Origin of the sequence: Flavobacterium sharifuzzamanii (assembly GCF_003254585.1) — a bacterium.
GTDB classification, from domain to species: domain Bacteria; phylum Bacteroidota; class Bacteroidia; order Flavobacteriales; family Flavobacteriaceae; genus Flavobacterium; species Flavobacterium sharifuzzamanii.
Window position 1 is genome coordinate 166,381 of sequence record NZ_QJGZ01000037.1, and the last position, 15,536, is coordinate 181,916.

Genomic DNA, 15,536 nt, shown 5'->3' on the forward strand with positions numbered 1-15,536 from the left:
ATGAAAAAAGATAAGGTTTTATTATTGTTTCCAGATGGTGTTGGTATAAGGAATTATCTTTATTCAAATGTATTTAAAGATTTTAATGCAGATTTAATTCTCTTTCATAATTTCGATTCAGAAACTATAAAAGCAATTGAAGAGAATACTTTAATCAATGAAGATATTGTAATTCCTTATTATAAAGAATCTGTCAAAGAAAAATTTCTTCGAGAATTGATATGTCTTTCAAGGTTATATTATAATGACTCTAAGGTTAATAATCAAACATTATTGACCAATTGGAATTGGAAGCAAAAATCATTTTCTAAAAAGATTTTTTACAAATTAATTCAGATTTTAGCACCATACTGTAAAAATTACTCTAGAATTTTAAAACTGGAGGAAAAATATCAAAAAGCCATTTGTCGGAATGCATTTTATAAAGAGGTTAAAGAAATTTTACAAGAAACCAAACCTTCAATTGTTTTTTGTTCTCATCAAAGAGCATTAAAGGCGGCTACAGTATTTAGTGCTGCAACTGACTTAAATATTCCAACAGCAACAGTTATTTATTCTTGGGATAATTTGCCTAAGGCACGTATGGCATTACGAGCAGATCACTATATGGTTTGGTCAAATTATATGAAAAAAGAACTGACTTTGTATTATCCCGAAATAAAACCAGAGCAGATTCATGTAACTGGAACTCCTCAGTTTGAATTTTATAATGATTCGGAGAATATAATTGATAAAAAAGGTTTTTATGAAAAGTACAATCTAGACCCCAATAAAAAAATTATATGTTTCTCAGGCGATGATACAAAAACATCTCCAGATGATCCATCTTATTTAAATGATATTGCAGAAGAAATTACCAAAGCTAATCTGCAAAACGAATATCAGATATTATTAAGAAGATGTCCAGTAGATTTGTCAGGTAGATTCGATAAGGTATTAGATCGGTATAAAGATTTAATTAAGGAAGCTTCTCCTTTATGGTACTTCACTCCATCAAAAGAATGGAATCTTGTTTATCCATCGATTGATGATGTCAAATTATTAGTTAGTACTGCATTTTACTCAGATATTGTTGTAAATGTAGGTTCGACAATGGGGTTTGATTTTGCTATGTTTAATAAACCTTGTGTGTTTATTAATTATGATCAGGAAAATAAAACCGTAAATGATTGGTCTGTAAAGACAATTTATAATTATCAACATTTCAAAAGTATGCCAGATTCTGACGCAGTTATTTGGTTAAACAGTAAAGAGGAAATAGTAGATAAGCTTACATTTTCCAAAAAATGCACTGAAAGTATGCTAAGATGGAAAGATATTGTTTTAGAAGATTATAATAATTCTTCTGATAAAATACAAAAGATAATTAAAACAAGTTCAAAATGCACATCTGTTTCTTAACAAATGAATATCCAAAAGAAGGGTTCCCACATGGAGGAATTGGAAGTTTTGTTAAGACTTTGGCTATTGCATTAGTAAAAAAAGGAATTAAAGTTTCTGTTGTAGGAACTAATTATACGTTAAAAAGCGAAACTGAAAATATTGATGGGGTAAACGTATATCGATTAAAACCAAATAAAATAAAGGGATTATCTTGGTATTTCAATTCTAAAGCAATCAATTCAAAACTCCGAGAAATTCATAATGAGAATCCTATTCATATTATTGAATCTTCCGAACTTGGACTCGCATTCATTTCCAAAATAAAATCTGTAAAATATATTATTAGACTTCACGGCGGACATCATTTTTTTGCCGAAAGTGAAAAAAGAAAGATTAATAAATGGAAAGGCTTTCAGGAAAAAAGATCATTTAAGAAAAGCGATGGCTTTATAGCTGTTTCTCAATATGTAAAAAAACATACAGAGAAGTATTTAAGCTTTAATAAGAAGTCTATATCTTACATAAGCAATCCTATTGATACAGACTTTTTTAAACCAATCGAAAGTAAACATGAAAGAGAGAACAAAATTGTTTTTGCTGGCACAGTTTGCGAAAAAAAAGGAATACGTCAATTGATTCAATCTTTTCCATATGTAAAAAAAGAGTTCCCAAATGTAACTCTTGAAATTTATGGTAGAGATTGGTTTTTCCCTGATGGGAGCTCTTATATTGAAATGCTTAAAAAAAATGAAATTCCGTATTTAGGCAAATTAGCGGAAGATATTCATTTTCATGGAGCTATTTCTTATGAGGATATACCGAAAGCATATTCTGAAGCTTCTGTTTGCATTTTTCCATCACATATGGAAACGCAAGGTTTGGTAGCTCCAGAAGCAATGGCTATGGAGAAAGCAGTTGTATTTACTAAATATGGTCCTGGACCTGAAGCAATCAAAGATTTTATTACGGGACTATTATGTGATCCATATAATCCTGAAGACATTGCTAAAAAAATTGTTTGGGTGCTTTCTAACAAAGAAGAAGCAAAAATAATAGGAGAAAAAGCGCGCGATTTTGTATGTGGAAAATATGAATTGAATGTAATTGTATGTCAAAATATTGATTTTTTTGAATCTTTGATAAATTTTTCGAATTAAAGAAATTAAAGTTATGAATGTATTCCAACTCATAAAATCTGATTACAGGAAGTATAAAAATTATGGAGGAAGTTTTTTTGGGATTGTATTTTTTACACAAGGTTTTTGGGCTGTTTTTCAATATAGAATTGCCCATTTTATTTTCGAAAAAATAAAGTGGCAACCATTTAGATTTTTATTCACTTTTATGGCGTTGATAGGTCAAAAAACTATTGAAATTATAACGGGAATCTCTATTCCAGCTTCTGCAAAAATTGGACATTCTTTTTATATTGGACATTTTGGTGGAATAATTATTAACGCTTACGCAGTAATTGGGAATAATTGTAATATTTCACAAGGTGTTACAATAGGAGTTTCTGGACGAGGAACAAATAGAGGAGTGCCTGTAATTGGTAATGAAGTTTATATCGGTGCAAATGCTGTTGTTTCAGGGAAGATTGCGATAGGAAATAGGGTTGTAATAGGAGCGTGCTCACTTGTGAATACTCCCATAGAAGATAACTCAGTAGTGTTGGGTGTTCCAGCTATAGTCATATCTAAGAATGGTTCTAAAGGCTATATTTAATGAAACTATTAGTTATTTCAGGAGCTCCGTTTATATTTAAAGGTAAAAAAAGTTTTGCTTACAGTCCTTATGTAAAAGAATTAGTCGTTTGGGAAAAATATGTTGATGATATTTTGTTTTGCTGTCCAGTTTGGAAAAATGAAAATGGACTTCTAGTAGAAGAAATTCCTTTTTCATTTCGAAAACATTATAAATTGATTGATTTTAATTTAAATAGTTTTTCGAATATTATTAAAAGTTTTTTTTCAACTTTTTTTAATATGTTGGTTATCATTAAAGCTGTGCATAATGCGGATCACATCCATTTAAGGTGTCCAGGAAATGTGGGATTGTTAGGATGTATAGTTCAAATACTTTATCCCTCGAAAAAAAAGACAGCAAAGTATGCAGGAAATTGGGATCCAAAGAGCAAACAGCCACTGACATACAGAATGCAAAAATGGATTTTAAACAATACATTTTTAACTAGGAATATGCAGGTTTTGGTCTATGGAGAATGGGAAAATCAGTCAAAAAATATTAAATCATTTTTTACCGCGACGTATTCTGATTCTGAAAAAGAAGCTATAGTGAAAGATAATAAAAGTGCCGAAAATACTTTTGTTTTTGTTGGGACTTTGGTTTCGGGTAAAAATCCAATGTATGCTGTAAAACTAGTTGAGCAGTTAATTAAAAATAATAATAAGGCGGTGCTTCATGTTTTTGGGGAAGGAATTGAAAGAGCTAGTTTAGAAAATTATATAAAAAAGAATCAACTTGAAAAGTTTGTTTTTTTGCACGGAAATCAAAACAAAGAAACTCTTAAAGAATTTTATAAAAAAAGTCATTTTGTGATATTACCTTCCAAAAGTGAAGGCTGGCCAAAGGCAATTGCTGAAGGAATGTTTTGGGGGTGTATTCCAATTGCTACCAAAGTTTCTTGTATCCCTTTTATGCTAAATTATGGGAAAAGAGGGATTTTGTCAAATATGAATTTAGAAGAAGATTTAATTCAAATACAGAATTTATTATCGAATGAAGATTGTTTTTTTGAAAAAAGTGAATTAGCTCTTAAATGGTCTCAAAATTATACAATGGAGGTATTCCAAAAAGAAATAAAAAAAATGACGTTAAAATGAGAGTAGTGCAAATAATAGACTCTTTAGAACCTGGAGGGGCTGAGAGAATGGCAGTGAATTATGCTAATGCACTATCAAAAAAAATAGAATTTTCGGGTCTAGTGTCAACACGAAAAGAAGGGCCCCTTTTAGAACAAATAGATAAAGGAGTTTCTTTTTTGTTTTTAAGAAAAAATAGAAAAATCGATTTTAGATCTGTTTTAAAACTTCAAAAATATATAAAAAAGAATAAAATAGATGTTATTCATGCTCATAGTTCTTCTTTTTTTACAGCAATACTGATAAAATTGATTTTGCCCAAAATTGCGATTATCTGGCACGATCATTATGGAGTTTCTCAAGATTTGTCAGCAAGAAAAAATTTAAGTTTAAAAATGGGATCGCTTTTTTTTGCAGGAATCATTTCGGTAAACATGGATTTAAAAAATTGGGCAAATAGTTATTTGTTTTGTTCAAATATTATTTATTTACCAAATTTCATTGATGAATCGCTAAAAACTGATGCAAAATTAAGCTTGAAGGGTAGTGACAATAAGAGGATTGTTTGCGTAGCTAATTTACGTCCGCAGAAAAATCATGAATTATTAATTGAGTCGGCAAATTTAATAAAGGAAAAGTGTCCAGATTGGACTTTTCATGTTTTTGGGAAGGATTTTGAGGATGATTATTCTAAGAAGCTTAGAAAACTTGTAGATGATTTAAAATTGCAAAAAAACATTTTCTTTTATGGAACAACAAATAATGTTTCATCTGCTCTTCAACAATCAAATATTGCAGTGCTGCCGTCACTATCGGAAGGTCTCCCATTGGCAGTATTAGAATATGGGCTTCACAAACTACCTGTTATAAGTACCAATGTAGGGCAGATCTCAAATGTGATTACGTCAAATAAAGAGGGAATAATAATAGAATCTAAAAACCTTAAACAATTGGTAGTAGCAATTGAAAAGCTAATTTTAGATCAAAAATATAGAGAGGAGTTAGGTTTGGCTTTGTATAATAAGATTAAATCCAATTTTAGTGAAGAAAGAATAATTGAAGACTACTTTTTATGGTTGAATTCCTTTATTCCTGATGTTCTTACAATAGAAAAAATCACAAAATGAAAAATAAGTCAATATCATATACCTTTCTCGTTTTGATTCATGTAATCTTAGGATTGGTTATTTTTATTTTGCCATTTTTATCAAAAATTTATGCACTGTTAATGCCTATTGTAGGGCTTTCCATTGTCATTCGGAATCAGAATAAAAATAACGAAGTAATTTTTGTAGCCGCATACCTTGTTGGAATTGAGGTTTTTCTGCGGATGACTGGAGGTAATTTTAATAATGAATATATAAAATTTCTCGTGATTTTTTTCATGATAATTGGTATGTTCTACAACAACTTCTCAATAAGGTCATTTTTATATATTGTTTTTTTGTTGTTCTTAATTCCTGGGATTTTAATTCTGATTTTTGCTGAGCACCTTGATTTTGATATTAAAAAAGCTATAGCTTTTAACTTGTCAGGGTCGCTTTGTTTAGCGATTACTTCTATGTATATGTATAAAAAGAAGATTTTATTTTCAAATTTGCAGAACATATTAATTGCAATTGGACTGCCAATTGTCTCGACAGTTGTTTATTTATTTTTATATAATCCTAGTGTAAGAGATGTAGTAACAGGAACTCAATCTAATTTTGAAACTTCAGGAGGATTTGGTCCTAATCAAGTATCTACAATTTTAGGATTAGGAATGTTTATTTTTTTTTCGCAATTGGTCCTTTTTTCAAAATCTAAAAAAGAAATAATATTAAATGCTATTTTATTAATATTTGTAAGTTACAGAGGTATTGCGACTTTTTCTAGAGGTGGAGTTATTACAGGGGTTGTCATGATTCTATGTATGCTACTAGTTTTTTTTTCTTTTTCAAATGAAAGGGGGAGGAGAAAAATCGCTTTAGTTTCTTTATTAGCAGGAATTTTAGGAATTGGAATATTCTCTTATTCTTCTTTACAAACTTATGGGCTTATTGAAAAGAGATATGCAAATCAAGATGCTAAAGGAAGGATAAAAAAAGATCGATTAGGAGGAAGAGAGGCTGTTATTGATACAGATTTAAAATTATTTCTGGACAACCCTATTTTAGGTATTGGAGTAGGAATGGGTAAAGAAAACAGAAAAGAATCACTTGGACAAGCAGTAGCTGCTCATAACGAAATTTCACGTTTGCTTAGTGAACATGGATTATTTGGTATATTTAGTTTTCTTATTTTACTTTTCACACCTTTTGCTCTTTATGTAAATAATAGAGAACATATATATTTTTTCTCTTTTTTCCTTTTTTGGTTATTAACAATAAATCATGCAGCATTAAGAATTGCAGCCCCTGCATTTGTATATGCACTATGCCTTCTTTCTATTCAACTAAAAATTCCTGAAGAAACAGAAAATTAATAGATTAGTTATATTTTTTTACGATACATTTGCTTTGCCCTAACCAAATTAAAACCTACAAGTGATGTTGTCAAAAAAGAAAATGCATTTCGAAATTTCGGAGAGGAAGATATTGCTCCTTACTTTCGATGTTGTTTTTATTTTATTTGCTTTATATCTATTAAGCGCAATCTTTGATTATCATTATTTCACTTTTGATTTAAGTAGCTCGCTAAGTATACTATTATTAGTCAGCTATCTTTATGCCTTTGGTGTGATATTTGAAATCTATAATTTACAAGTAGCAAGCAATCATCTTCAGATTCTGCAGAATATCATTTTTACAGCTACTGCTACTGTTTTGGCTTATTTACTTACGCCAGTTCTATCTCCTGTATTACCCAAACAAAGATTAGTAATAGTAATATTTTATTTTACAATTCTAATTACATTATTGCTTTGGCGCTTATTTTATTGCTATTTTTTAGCCTCTCATCGTTTTTCGCAAAATGTTGTTTTGATTTGTGATCAAAGCGAAGTCGAAGAATTAGTTTTAGGATTGGAAAGCGTTGATCCTCATTACAAAATTGTTGGTTTTGTTAATTCTGATTCCATTACAGATGAGAATTTAGATTTTCATTATGTAAGCGAAATAAAGAAGGAAGATTTAGAACGTTTTGTGTCTACCCACTATGTCTCAGAAATTGTAATCGCCTCTCAGAAAACAGATGGTATTACTTCCGACTTATATCAGCAGTTGCTTCATTTATTGGAAAAAGGAAATATTATTCGCGAGTACACGCAAGTTTACGAAAGCAAAACACAACGAATTCCTGTTCATCATATAGAAAGAGATTTTTATAGATTTTTTCCCTTTAGCAGAAGTAATAGCAACAAACTCTATTTATTTTTCGTTCGTCTTATTGAACTTATGTTTTCTGTTTTAGGACTTTTGATTAGCTTGGTTTTTATTCCTATAATTTTTGTTTGCAACCTTTTTGCTAATAAAGGAAGCCTTTTTTATACCCAGGAAAGAGTAGGTAAAAATGGAGTAGTTTTTAAAATTTATAAATTTAGAACTATGACCGAGAATTCAGAAACCGATGGAGCTGTTTTTGCGACTCATAATGATAAAAGAGTTACTCCGTTTGGTAAATTTATGCGAAAGTCTAGAATTGACGAATTTCCTCAATTCATTAATATCTTAAAAGGAGACATGGGAGTAATCGGACCAAGACCTGAAAGACCATTTTTTGTTGAAGAAATTGCTGCTGTAATGCCTTTTTATGAGACACGCCATGTAATCAAACCCGGGCTTACGGGTTGGGCACAGGTTAACTACTCTTACGGAGAATCAATAGATGAAAGTTTGATAAAACTTCAGTACGATCTATATTACATCAAACACAGAAGTATATTTCTAGATTTGAGTATTACTTTCAAAACTATTACGACAGTTTTATTCTACAGAGGTCAGTAAAATTTTAAATTATAATCGGAATTGGTTTTTTGTTGCGAATTGCGGTTCGCACTAAAACCACTCCGCTTGTAATAATCAACGGTAAAGTGATAAAGAAATGTGCTTTATTGATTAAAAATAAAAAGTAAATCACTAAAAGCACAAAGTTGATTAACGAAAATCTATAAGTCCATAGTTTGTTTTTGAAAATTGAAAACAAAACTAGAACCAATAAAAGCGGACTAAAAAGTAATACGTTATAATTCATCGCCAGTTCTTGGTGAAATGAATAAAATCCCATAATAACGAAGAATATCCCAATTAAAGATAGAATCAGAAAATAGATTTTATCGACTGTTTTGTTTTTGGCGAAGATTACAAAAAGCAAAATAAAAAGATAGGTGTAAATGTTATTCCACCAAGATTTAGGTGTTTCTTTTGTAAACTCTAATAGTGTTTTGCTTTTAGCGGATAAAGGTCTGTTTTGGAAAGTAGTTTTGTCCAAACTGTTTTTCAATTCAAAAGGAAGAAAAATTCTGGTTCCCATTTGATCGACTTTAGTTCCAAAAATAATGCTGGTGCCCAATTGATCGTAAAAATGTCCATCAAAGTATGGGAATAGGATAGAACGATAAGTTTTGTCTGTATCTTCTTTTTTAACGATTACATTTCCGCCTAAAGTTTTATTCACCACATCAACAACCATCGAAGTGCAGTTTTTATCGATAAATTTATAAGTATAATAGCGCTCTTCAGAATCTAAAACAGCATTTAATTGGTTAAATAGCTTTTGTTTTATATCTTGAGAAATCAGTAGCTCCTGTTCATAAATACTTCTTTTTTCGTAAGTGTATTCATTAAAAAAATCAGCAAATGAATGCACAGTCGCAAAATATTGCAAATCTCCTTTAGCAAATTTCAAAACAAAATTTGGAGTTCTAAAATCAAAAGTTCCGTAATTATAAACAACGTCAAAATTGTTTGCAGGATCTAAAACTCTAATTCCGGTATGTCCAAAGTAGGAATACGTTTCATTTCCAAGACCGCAAGTCAAAATGCTTATTTTTGCGTCCTTCGATAAAGTTAAACTTTGGCTGAAGCCAATAAAACTGAATAAGAAGAATAAAATAAAAAATGCTTTTTTGAACATGACAGTTTTCATGATTTTAAAATTTTAATTGTTATGAGGGTTTCTAATCATTACCTAAAGATACCCAAATCTACTTTCAACGAAAAAATATTAGAATACAATGCAGTGCTTTGGTTTCCTAAATCGGTCAGTGCATAATCAATTTGTATGCCTTTATATCTAAATCCTACGCCAATATTAGGTTGAAAATTTACTTTTTCGGTATTGTCCAACTGCATTACATTTTGAAAGTTTCCTGCACCAGCTCTTACGAAAACCAAATCGGTATAGCCAAACTCAAACCCTAGAGCTGGGTCTATACTTACAGCTTTTGAGGAGATGATATCATTGGTTTGTTCAAATCTCATATTTAAATTAGCAGAAGTTACCAAACTGCATTCATTATGAAAATCAAATCGTTTTGAAACACCTAACTGTGCTTTTGGTAATGTAATTTCTGTGCTTTCTGGTAAAGTATTGTTTTCTCCTGGAATTGCATTTGCGATTTTTTGGTACTCTTCTTCATCAATATTCCAGACGTTATAAGTTGTAGTGATGTCGCGAAGCATTAAGCCAAACTTCCAATCATTTCTTTCAAACTGAAGTCCGATATCAAATCCAAAACCCCACGAATTGGCAAATTTTCCAATTACTCTTCGGATTACTTTAGCATTTACTCCATATTGGAATCCGTCAACAGGCAGTTTACGAGCGTAAGAAAAAGTAAAACCATAATCTGCAGTAGAGAAGAGGCTGATTCTATTGTAATCAATATTTCCTTGGTTATCGATTAATTGCGTAGTGTCCATGATGTCGTCTACTCCAAAACGAATCATCGAAATTCCCCACGCACTTCTGTCATCAATCGGACTTGCGTAACCTATATAATCGTACTGTGCAATATTGGCAAAATAACTGGCATGCATTAAAGCAATCTGATGATCTTCTAGATGTGTCAAACCTGCCGGATTCCAGTAAACTGCATTTACATCATTTGAAGAAGCAGTTACGGCACTTGCCATTCCAAGAGCAGCGGCATCAACCCCAATATTCATAAACTCATTCGAATATTTTCGAACGTTTTGTGCATATTGAAAAGTACAACTCCAAAATAATAAAAACACTAAATATTTCTTCAACTGATATGTTTTTGCAGATCGAGGCCTGTTTTAAATTTTCATCAAAAATATAATATTTTACTCATCTAATAAGTTCCTTTACTTAAATATTCCCAAAGTCGCACTTAGAAATAAAAAACTCTCAAAAAAACTCGTTTTTCATCGAGTTATTATACTAAATTTGTTCTCTGCCATTATCAAAAATTAAAGCTATGAACATTAAAAAGCATATTCCAAATCTAATTACATTAATAAATCTTTTCTGCGGCTGTGTCGCAATAGTTTATGTTTCTCAGAACAATTATTTAATGGCTTTTTATATGGTTTGTTTGGGAATCTTTTTTGATTTCTTCGATGGCTTTTTTGCTAGATTATTTAAAGTGTCAAGTCCGCTTGGATTGCAGTTAGATTCTCTTGCGGATATGGTTACGAGTGGTGTAACGCCAGGATATGTTATGTATAGCATGTTTACTAATAGTGCTCATGAATTTGGAACACATCCAGCAATTCCGTTTTTAGGATTCATTATCACTTTAGGATCTTGCTACCGTTTGGCTAATTTTAATATCGATACGCGTCAGACTGATTCTTTCATCGGACTGCCAACACCTGCGAACGCTTTGTTTATTTTAAGTCTTCCTTTGGTTATTTCGTTTTCAGATTCTTTGATGGTTTTAGAAATTTTAACTAATCAATGGGTTTTATTGGTGATAACTTTATGCAGCGCTTACATTTTAAATGCTGAAATTCCGTTGTTTGCTTTAAAAATTAAAAAATTCAGTTTTAAAGAAAACGCACTTCAAATTGTGTTTTTGATTATTTCTGTATTAATGATTGTTTTCCTTCAGTATATAGCAATTCCATTAATTATTGCTTTTTATGTATTGCTGTCGATCATTAATAATCTTTTTTTGAAAAAGTAATTCTGTTTAATGGCAAGAAAAACGACTTATCGTAAAACATATTCAAGAAAACCAGCAGGAAGATCTTTTCTAAGCAGACTTTTTCGAGATCTTTTATTGATTTTTTTCGCACTTTTATTTATTGGGATAATCTATCATTATCGCAAAGGACTTGCTTATTACTTAGGTTTTAAAACAGAAAAAGTTTTAGATGAAGATGAGGTTGGCAAACATCTTTCTGATGTTCGAAATATTCGAGTTCTAGAAAATCATAAAGGAAAAGTAATTGGAATAGACGTATCTGAATTTCAAGGAAAAGTAGATTGGGAAGAAGTCGAAATTTTGGACGAAAAATATCCCGTTCAGTTTGTTTTTATTCGTGCAACGGCAGGAAATGATCGTGTAGACAGGCAATTTAAAAAAAACTGGGAAGGCGCAAAAGAGAATAAAATAATGCGTGGTGCTTACCACTATTATCGTCCTAACGAAAATTCAATAGAGCAAGCTGATCTTTTTATCAAAACAGTGAAATTGCAGAAGGGAGATCTTCCGCCTGTTTTGGATATCGAAAAATTGCCTAAAAATCAATCTTTAGACAGTTTGAAAAAAGGATTAAAGCGTTGGCTCGTTAAAGTAGAAAAACACTATCAAGTTCGCCCAATCATTTATTCAGGAGAAAGATATTATTCTGATTTTTTAAAAGAAGAATTCGGAGATTATTTGTTTTGGATTGCCAATTACAATTTCTACAGAGAAAAAATTGAAGATGATTGGCTGTTTTGGCAGTTTACAGAAAAGGCTTCTTTACCAGGAATCAAACATCGTGTTGATGTTAATATTTACAATGGCGATTTAGAACAATTGCATTTTATTACGGTTGAGTAATAGTGATCAGTGTTCAGATTTTTAGTGTTCAGATTTTGTCAAAAAAACAGTTTTTTAGTCTTAGTTCAAAACTGAACACTAAAAATCTGAACACTGAATACTTTTTTAAAATTATTTGCATAAAACCAAAATGACAATTATTATAAAAGGCAATAAAAGCATTACAGAGTATGGATTGGCAAAATTTACTGTGTAGCCCATCCATTGAATCTTTTTGGGAGGAAGTAATCTTTTGTCTTTTGGGTTGTAATAAAAGCTATTGAAGAAATACCAATTTTTTGGGTCTTTATGCCAATTATCGTAATCTTCCTGAGTTGGTTTTTCTGATTTCATCATATTTTAGATTAGTAATCAGTGTTCAGTTTTTAGTGTTCAGTAAAAAAACTGATTACTTAAGGCTGAACACTGAACACTTTTCTTAAAATTCCAATTTCTTTTTACGAAGCTCGAAGTTTTGTCCAAGATAAACGCGGCGAACCATTTCGTCTTCTACCAATTCTTCTGGAACTCCGGCTTTAAGAATTCCTCCTTCAAACATTAAATATGTTTTGTCGGTAATTGCTAGAGTTTCCTGAACGTTGTGATCGGTAATTAAGATTCCGATGTTTTTATTTTTTAATTGTGCTACAATTCTCTGAATATCTTCAACTGCAACAGGGTCAACTCCTGCAAAAGGCTCATCCAACAAAATGAATTTTGGATCGGTTGCCAATGCGCGTGCAATCTCTGTACGACGACGTTCACCTCCAGAAAGCAAATCGCCTCGGTTGGTGCGAATATGTTCTAAACTGAATTCCTCAATTAAACTTTCCATTTTGGCAATTTGCTCTTCTTTAGAAAGTTTAGTTAATTGTAAAACACTTAAGATATTGTCTTCAATACTTAATTTTCTAAAAACAGAAGCTTCTTGCGCCAAATAACCAATTCCTTGCTGTGCACGTTTGTACATCGGATAATCAGTAATATTTAAATCATCAAGAAAAATATTTCCTTGATTTGGTTTTACCAATCCCACAATCATATAAAAAGACGTTGTTTTTCCCGCTCCATTTGGTCCCAAAAGCCCTACAATTTCTCCTTGATTTACTTCAACAGAAATTCCTTTTACAACGCTTCGTCCTTTATAGGTTTTGATTAAATTATCGGCTCTTAATTTCATTTTTTAAGTTTAATCGTTTAATCGATAAATCGTTTATTCGTTGCAAATTAACAAATAAACGATTCAACAGTTAAACGTATTAACAATTATTTATTTTCCAGCTTCTTCAAGCGCTTCCCAGAATTCGTAAGCTCTTCTTAAATGAGGAATTACAATTGTTCCTCCAACAAGAGTTGCGATTCCCATTGCTTCCATCATTTCTTCTTTAGAAACACCTTCTTTATAACTTGTTTCCAAATGGTATTTCACACAGTCGTCACATCTTAAAACTGCTGATGCTACCAAACCTAAAAGCTCTTTTGTTTTTACGTCAAGAGCGCCTTCAGCATAAGCATTGGTGTCAAGATTAAAAATTCGCTTTACAATTTTGTTGTTGTCAGCAAGCAGTTTTTCGTTCATTCTAGAACGATAGTCGTTAAATTCTTGAACTATATCAGACATTTTCTTTTAATTTATTTTTATAAACAATCTTCGAAATTAGAATACTAACCTCGTAAATAAGCAACATCGGAATTGCAACAATAGTTTGGCTCACAACATCTGGTGGCGTTACGATTGCAGCAATAATTAAAATAATTACGACAGCATATTTCCAATACTTTCTTAAGAATTCAGGAGTTACTAATCCTAATTTTGTTAAGAAATAAATAGCAATTGGAAGTTCAAAAAAGATCGCACTTCCAAGAATACTCGTTTTAACCATTCCCATATAAGATTCTAGAGTGAACTGGTTTTTTACGACATCACTGATAGAGAATGTGGCAACGAAGTTTACCGACATCGGAATTACGACAAAATAGCCAAACAATACTCCCAAGAAGAAAAGTAAAGAAGAAACAAAGATGAATAATTTAGCATTTTTTCTTTCTTTCTCATAAAGTGCAGGGCTGATAAACTTCCAGATTTCCCATAAAATATAAGGGAAACTCAAGATGAAACCCGCCAAAAGACACATCCAGACAAATATATTTACCTGGCCTTCCATTTCGGTATTTTGAATAATGAAGTTTAGCTCTGTAATGCAGATACTGTCTGCAAATCCTAATGAATGAGATAAGTCGCAAAACCAAACATACGTAAAGAATGTTGGTCTAATTGGACCTAAAATAATTTGATCAAATAAATAATCACTAATAAAATAAGTTACAATTGCCATAATAATTGTTGCAAGTGTACTTCTAACTAATAACCATCTTAGTTCTTCAAGATGATCCAAAAATGACATTTCGCCAAGATTTTTCTTTGCCATTATACGATTCCTTCTTTTAAAATGTCATGTAAATGTAAAACTCCTTTATATTCTCCGTTATCCGCAACGATCAATTGTGTAATCGAAAAGTCTTCTAAAATATTTAAAGCATCGACAGCCATAGTCTCAGACGAAACTACTTTTGGATTTTTAGACATAATATCCTTTGCAGTTAAGTCCGCAATACTATCTACGTCGTTTAGCATTCTTCGGATGTCTCCATCCGTAATAATTCCAACAATTTTATTGTCTTCAATTACTGCAGTAACTCCTAATCTTTTTTCAGAGATTTCAAAAATTGCTTTTTTGATAGAAGTTTCTGGAGTGACAGCCGGTCTTAATGAATGTTCGATCATATCTTTTACACGAAGCAGTAATTTTTTCCCTAAAGCGCCTCCTGGATGATAAACCGCAAAATCTTCGGGTTTAAAATCACGCATTTCCATTAAGCAAACAGCCAATGCATCGCCCATTACAAGCTGTGCTGTTGTACTATTTGTAGGAGCTAAATTGATAGGGCAGGCTTCTGTGTCAACAGTTGTATTTAAAACTAGATCAGAGCCTTTTGCTAAGAATGAAGTTGTGTTTCCTGTAATGGCAATCAAAGTATTTCCGAATCTTTTTAATAAAGGAACAAGCACTTTAATTTCTGGACTATTTCCGCTTTTAGAAATGCAGATAATGACATCATCATTTTGAACCATTCCTAAATCACCGTGAATAGCTTCTGCTGCATGCAAAAACATAGAAGGGGTTCCAGTTGAGTTAAAAGTAGCCACCATTTTTTGTGCAATGATCGCGCTTTTTCCAATTCCTGTAACGATCAGACGGCCTTTGGATTCGTATATGCGTTGGACAGCTTCGTAAAAATTTTCGTCCAAAAAATCAATTAGTTTTGTAATTGCTTCACTTTCAGAGAGTATTGTTTTCTTGGCGATCGCCAATATATTTTCTTTTGTGATCAAAACAGAATATTTAAAATTTGTA

Annotated in this window: 16 protein-coding genes; 9 read left to right on the forward strand and 7 right to left on the reverse strand. The window is 31.4% G+C overall.

The window, feature by feature from the left end; genetic code table 11:
• The 7 genes from DMA14_RS09360 (at nt 1) to DMA14_RS09390 (ending at nt 8,128) form a co-directional block, all read left to right on the forward strand.
• On the forward strand, nt 1-1,401 hold the full coding sequence (locus DMA14_RS09360) for an MGDG synthase family glycosyltransferase (protein ID WP_111424438.1): 1,401 nt from the start codon (nt 1-3) through the stop codon (nt 1,399-1,401).
• On the forward strand, nt 1,383-2,540 hold the full coding sequence (locus tag DMA14_RS09365; protein ID WP_111424439.1) for a glycosyltransferase family 4 protein: 1,158 nt from the start codon (nt 1,383-1,385) through the stop codon (nt 2,538-2,540). The genes DMA14_RS09360 and DMA14_RS09365 overlap by 19 nt, the downstream gene beginning before the upstream one ends.
• Nucleotides 2,541-2,553: 13 nt before the next feature.
• Nucleotides 2,554-3,108 carry a serine O-acetyltransferase gene (locus tag DMA14_RS09370; RefSeq protein WP_111424440.1) on the forward strand — a complete coding sequence of 185 codons (555 nt, stop codon included), beginning with the start codon at nt 2,554-2,556 and terminating at the stop codon, nt 3,106-3,108.
• A gap of 194 nt (nt 3,109-3,302) precedes the next feature.
• Nucleotides 3,303-4,226 carry a glycosyltransferase gene (locus DMA14_RS09375; protein WP_317047250.1) on the forward strand — a complete coding sequence of 308 codons (924 nt, stop codon included), beginning with the start codon at nt 3,303-3,305 and terminating at the stop codon, nt 4,224-4,226.
• A complete protein-coding gene (locus tag DMA14_RS09380) occupies nt 4,223-5,332 on the forward strand; it encodes a glycosyltransferase family 4 protein (protein ID WP_111424651.1) in 1,110 nt (369 codons plus the stop codon). The genes DMA14_RS09375 and DMA14_RS09380 overlap by 4 nt, the downstream gene beginning before the upstream one ends.
• Nucleotides 5,329-6,669 (forward strand): O-antigen ligase family protein, encoded by a 1,341-nt coding sequence (locus tag DMA14_RS09385; protein ID WP_111424442.1) that lies wholly within the window; start codon nt 5,329-5,331, stop codon nt 6,667-6,669. The genes DMA14_RS09380 and DMA14_RS09385 overlap by 4 nt, the downstream gene beginning before the upstream one ends.
• A gap of 64 nt (nt 6,670-6,733) precedes the next feature.
• On the forward strand, nt 6,734-8,128 hold the full coding sequence (locus tag DMA14_RS09390) for an exopolysaccharide biosynthesis polyprenyl glycosylphosphotransferase (RefSeq protein WP_111424443.1): 1,395 nt from the start codon (nt 6,734-6,736) through the stop codon (nt 8,126-8,128).
• Nucleotides 8,129-8,132: 4 nt separating this feature from the next.
• Here DMA14_RS09390 and DMA14_RS09395 read toward each other — a convergent pair whose 3' ends face one another.
• Complete coding sequence (locus DMA14_RS09395) at nt 8,133-9,269, reverse strand: lipoprotein N-acyltransferase Lnb domain-containing protein (protein ID WP_111424444.1); 1,137 nt, start codon at nt 9,267-9,269, stop codon at nt 8,133-8,135.
• A 38-nt stretch (nt 9,270-9,307) separates the two neighbouring features.
• Nucleotides 9,308-10,375, reverse strand: coding sequence for a putative type IX sorting system protein PorV2 (locus DMA14_RS09400; RefSeq protein WP_238989938.1), 1,068 nt, complete (start codon nt 10,373-10,375; stop codon nt 9,308-9,310).
• A gap of 191 nt (nt 10,376-10,566) precedes the next feature.
• Here DMA14_RS09400 and DMA14_RS09405 point away from each other — a divergent pair, with 191 nt between their 5' ends.
• Both DMA14_RS09405 and DMA14_RS09410 read left to right on the forward strand, forming a co-directional pair.
• The gene (locus tag DMA14_RS09405) at nt 10,567-11,277 is read left to right on the forward strand and encodes a CDP-alcohol phosphatidyltransferase family protein (RefSeq protein WP_111424446.1); all 711 of its coding nucleotides are present in this window, start codon (nt 10,567-10,569) and stop codon (nt 11,275-11,277) included.
• Between the two features lie 9 nt (nt 11,278-11,286).
• The gene (locus DMA14_RS09410; RefSeq protein ID WP_111424447.1) at nt 11,287-12,141 is read left to right on the forward strand and encodes a glycoside hydrolase family 25 protein; all 855 of its coding nucleotides are present in this window, start codon (nt 11,287-11,289) and stop codon (nt 12,139-12,141) included.
• 111 nt (nt 12,142-12,252) lie between these two features.
• Here the strand turns inward: DMA14_RS09410 and DMA14_RS09415 are convergent, their stop codons facing one another.
• From DMA14_RS09415 to DMA14_RS09435, 5 genes are all read right to left on the reverse strand, one after another.
• On the reverse strand, nt 12,253-12,477 hold the full coding sequence (locus DMA14_RS09415) for a DUF5808 domain-containing protein (protein WP_238989939.1): 225 nt from the start codon (nt 12,475-12,477) through the stop codon (nt 12,253-12,255).
• Nucleotides 12,478-12,559: 82 nt separating this feature from the next.
• A complete protein-coding gene (lptB, locus tag DMA14_RS09420; protein WP_111379889.1) occupies nt 12,560-13,300 on the reverse strand; it encodes an LPS export ABC transporter ATP-binding protein in 741 nt (246 codons plus the stop codon).
• Nucleotides 13,301-13,390: 90 nt separating this feature from the next.
• Entirely contained in the window at nt 13,391-13,741 is a 351-nt protein-coding gene (locus tag DMA14_RS09425; RefSeq protein WP_111424448.1) for a carboxymuconolactone decarboxylase family protein, read from the reverse strand.
• Complete coding sequence (tatC, locus tag DMA14_RS09430) at nt 13,734-14,549, reverse strand: twin-arginine translocase subunit TatC (protein ID WP_111379892.1); 816 nt, start codon at nt 14,547-14,549, stop codon at nt 13,734-13,736. Before tatC ends, DMA14_RS09425 begins: the two co-directional genes overlap by 8 nt.
• A complete protein-coding gene (locus DMA14_RS09435) occupies nt 14,549-15,514 on the reverse strand; it encodes a KpsF/GutQ family sugar-phosphate isomerase (protein WP_162536281.1) in 966 nt (321 codons plus the stop codon). Before DMA14_RS09435 ends, tatC begins: the two co-directional genes overlap by 1 nt.
• Nucleotides 15,515-15,536: the final 22 nt, after the last annotated feature.

What these genes read in the sequence shown, in the direction of transcription:
- DMA14_RS09395 (WP_111424444.1), bottom strand. Translation starts at nt 9,269, where the DNA reads ATGAAAACTGTCATGTTCAAAAAAGCATTTTTTATTTTATTCTTCTTA.
- DMA14_RS09360 (WP_111424438.1), top strand. Translation starts at nt 1, where the DNA reads ATGAAAAAAGATAAGGTTTTATTATTGTTTCCAGATGGTGTTGGTATA.
- lptB (WP_111379889.1), bottom strand. Translation starts at nt 13,300, where the DNA reads ATGAAATTAAGAGCCGATAATTTAATCAAAACCTATAAAGGACGAAGC.
- DMA14_RS09380 (WP_111424651.1), top strand. Translation starts at nt 4,223, where the DNA reads ATGAGAGTAGTGCAAATAATAGACTCTTTAGAACCTGGAGGGGCTGAG.
- DMA14_RS09365 (WP_111424439.1), top strand. Translation starts at nt 1,383, where the DNA reads ATGCACATCTGTTTCTTAACAAATGAATATCCAAAAGAAGGGTTCCCA.
- DMA14_RS09385 (WP_111424442.1), top strand. Translation starts at nt 5,329, where the DNA reads ATGAAAAATAAGTCAATATCATATACCTTTCTCGTTTTGATTCATGTA.
- DMA14_RS09410 (WP_111424447.1), top strand. Translation starts at nt 11,287, where the DNA reads ATGGCAAGAAAAACGACTTATCGTAAAACATATTCAAGAAAACCAGCA.
- DMA14_RS09415 (WP_238989939.1), bottom strand. Translation starts at nt 12,477, where the DNA reads ATGATGAAATCAGAAAAACCAACTCAGGAAGATTACGATAATTGGCAT.
- DMA14_RS09390 (WP_111424443.1), top strand. Translation starts at nt 6,734, where the DNA reads ATGTTGTCAAAAAAGAAAATGCATTTCGAAATTTCGGAGAGGAAGATA.
- DMA14_RS09425 (WP_111424448.1), bottom strand. Translation starts at nt 13,741, where the DNA reads ATGTCTGATATAGTTCAAGAATTTAACGACTATCGTTCTAGAATGAAC.
- DMA14_RS09405 (WP_111424446.1), top strand. Translation starts at nt 10,567, where the DNA reads ATGAACATTAAAAAGCATATTCCAAATCTAATTACATTAATAAATCTT.
- DMA14_RS09370 (WP_111424440.1), top strand. Translation starts at nt 2,554, where the DNA reads ATGAATGTATTCCAACTCATAAAATCTGATTACAGGAAGTATAAAAAT.
- tatC (WP_111379892.1), bottom strand. Translation starts at nt 14,549, where the DNA reads ATGGCAAAGAAAAATCTTGGCGAAATGTCATTTTTGGATCATCTTGAA.